This is a genomic window from Oerskovia sp. NPDC060287 (assembly GCF_042726775.1).
Taxonomy (GTDB): domain Bacteria; phylum Actinomycetota; class Actinomycetes; order Actinomycetales; family Cellulomonadaceae; genus Oerskovia; species Oerskovia merdavium.
On record NZ_JBHXBO010000381.1, the window covers coordinates 1 to 2,441 of the forward strand.

The 2,441-nt window shown below is 69.6% G+C and carries 3 protein-coding genes; 2 read left to right on the top strand and 1 reads right to left on the bottom strand.

From position 1 onward, the window contains the following. The first annotated feature begins 66 nt into the window (after positions 1-66). Entirely contained in the window at positions 67-1,509 is a 1,443-nt protein-coding gene (argG, locus tag ACFWFR_RS19090; RefSeq protein WP_068626930.1) for an argininosuccinate synthase, read from the top strand. Here argG and ACFWFR_RS19095 read toward each other — a convergent pair. Then, on the bottom strand, positions 1,506-1,892 hold the full coding sequence (locus ACFWFR_RS19095; protein ID WP_377624162.1) for an RNA-binding S4 domain-containing protein: 387 nt from the start codon (positions 1,890-1,892) through the stop codon (positions 1,506-1,508). The genes argG and ACFWFR_RS19095 overlap by 4 nt on opposite strands. Before the next feature lie 215 nt (positions 1,893-2,107). Between ACFWFR_RS19095 and ACFWFR_RS19100 the strand changes: the two genes are divergently transcribed. Continuing rightward, positions 2,108-2,374 carry a GlsB/YeaQ/YmgE family stress response membrane protein gene (locus tag ACFWFR_RS19100; RefSeq protein ID WP_191802785.1) on the top strand — a complete coding sequence of 89 codons (267 nt, stop codon included), beginning with the start codon at positions 2,108-2,110 and terminating at the stop codon, positions 2,372-2,374. Positions 2,375-2,441: the final 67 nt, after the last annotated feature.

The window sequence follows — 2,441 nt, forward strand, 5'->3', positions numbered from 1 at the left end:
GGCCAGGACGGGCCCTCTCGCCGTTCCGATTGCATGAATATGCAATCGTCTGCATATACTTGAGTCGTGTCCAAGGTACTCACTTCACTTCCGGCCGGCGAGCGCGTCGGCATCGCCTTCTCCGGGGGTCTCGACACCTCCGTCGCCGTCGCGTGGATGCGCGACAAGGGTGCGGTGCCCTGCACCTACACCGCTGACATCGGGCAGTACGACGAGCCGGACATCGACTCCGTGCCGGGCCGCGCCATGGCCTACGGTGCCGAGCTGGCCCGCCTCGTCGACTGCCGCGCAGCACTCGTGGAAGAGGGGCTGGCCGCGATCACGTGCGGCGCGTTCCACATCCGCTCGGGCGGGCGCTCCTACTTCAACACGACCCCGCTCGGCCGCGCCGTGACCGGCACCATGCTCGTGCGGGCCATGCTCGAGGACGACGTCCAGATCTGGGGCGACGGCTCCACGTTCAAGGGCAACGACATCGAGCGGTTCTACCGCTACGGCCTGCTCGCCAACCCGAACCTGCGCATCTACAAGCCGTGGCTCGACGCCGACTTCGTCACCGAGCTCGGTGGGCGCAAGGAGATGTCGGAGTGGCTGCTCGCCCACGACCTCCCGTACCGCGACAGCACCGAGAAGGCCTACTCGACCGACGCCAACATCTGGGGCGCGACGCACGAGGCCAAGACCCTCGAGCACCTCGACACGGGCCTCGAGGACGTCGAGCCCATCATGGGCGTGCGCTTCTGGGACCCCGCGGTCGAGATCGCGACCGAGGACGTCACGATCCGCTTCGAGAAGGGACGCCCGGTCGCGATCAACGGCCAGGAGTTCGAGGACGCCGTCGCCCTGGTCATGGAGGCCAACGCGATCGGCGGCCGCCACGGGCTCGGCATGTCCGACCAGATCGAGAACCGGATCATCGAGGCCAAGAGCCGCGGCATCTACGAGGCCCCGGGCATGGCGCTGCTGTTCATCGCCTACGAGCGCCTCGTCAACGCGATCCACAACGAGGACACGGTCGCGAGCTACCACAACGACGGCCGCCGCCTGGGCCGCCTCATGTACGAGGGCCGCTGGCTCGACCCGCAGGCCCTCATGATCCGCGAGTCGCTGCAACGCTGGGTCGGTGCCGCGATCACGGGCGAGGTGAAGCTGCGCCTGCGTCGCGGCGAGGACTACTCGATCCTCGACACCACGGGCCCCAACTTCTCGTACCACCCCGACAAGCTGTCGATGGAGCGCACGACGGACTCGGCGTTCGGTCCCACGGACCGGATCGGCCAGCTCACCATGCGCAACCTCGACATCGCCGACTCGCGCGCCAAGCTCGAGCAGTACGCGGGTCTCGGCATGGTCGGCGCGCAGCACGCGGCACTGATCGGGACGGGCCAGACCGAGCTCATCGGCCAGATGCCCGAGGGCGGCGCCGAGGCCATCGCGTCACGCGGGACCTCCTCGTCCGAGCTCGACGAGGCGCTGGACCGCGCCGCGATGGAGTTCGGGGTCGACTAGTCGTCCTCGTCGACCCAGCCCACCGGCGGCAGGTCGCGCCCGCGCAGCTTGTCGATCTCGCGTCGTTCACGCTTCGTCGGGCGCCCTGCCCCGCGGTCGCGCACCGGCACGAACGGCACCGCCTCGCGCGGCAGCACCGGTGGGCTGTGGTCGACGTACGCCTTCGCGGCCTCGGGCGCACCGACGCGCTTGGTGAGCAGCTGGACGACCTCGACGACCCGTTCGCGCTCGCCGCGGTAGGTCACGGTGTCGCCGACCTTGAGGTTCGCGGCGGGCTTGACCCGCGTCCCGTTCACCTTGACGTGACCGGCGCGGCACGCGGCCGTGGACACCGATCGGCTCTTGGTCAGGCGGACCGCCCAGAGCCAGCTGTCGACCCGCATGGTCACTTCCCTTCCCGACGTCGGACCACCCCAGCGTAGGCGGCTCCCGGCCCGCGCGGGACCGGTCGTCGCGGCCCGACGGCGCAGAGCGCCTCTGCGGCGAATGTCGCCTTTGGGCGTGCGAGCACCGCCCAACCGTGCCACGGTGAGCAGGAACCGACGCTCCCGGCCGGACTCGCACCGTCCGGGTCGTCGCCCGGACGAACGGAGTGACTATGTGGTTTCTGTCCTGGATCGTCATCGGTCTGATCATGGGAGCCATCGCTCGTGCGATCATGCCCGGCAAGGCCAGCGGAGGCTGGGTGGTGACACTGGTCGTCGGTGTCGTCGGGGCGTTCGTCGGCGGGTTCATCGGCCGGGCGTTCGGTTCCGACCCCAACCAGGAGTTCTGGTCCTTCTCGACGTGGTTCTGGGCCTTCATCGGATCGCTCGTCGTGCTGCTCGTCTGGGGTCTGATCTCGGGCCGCAGGTCGAGGGCCTGACCCTCGCTCCGCCGTCGGGCACCTGACGGCTCCCCGCAGCATCCCGGAAGGCCCGGCCCCCTCGGAG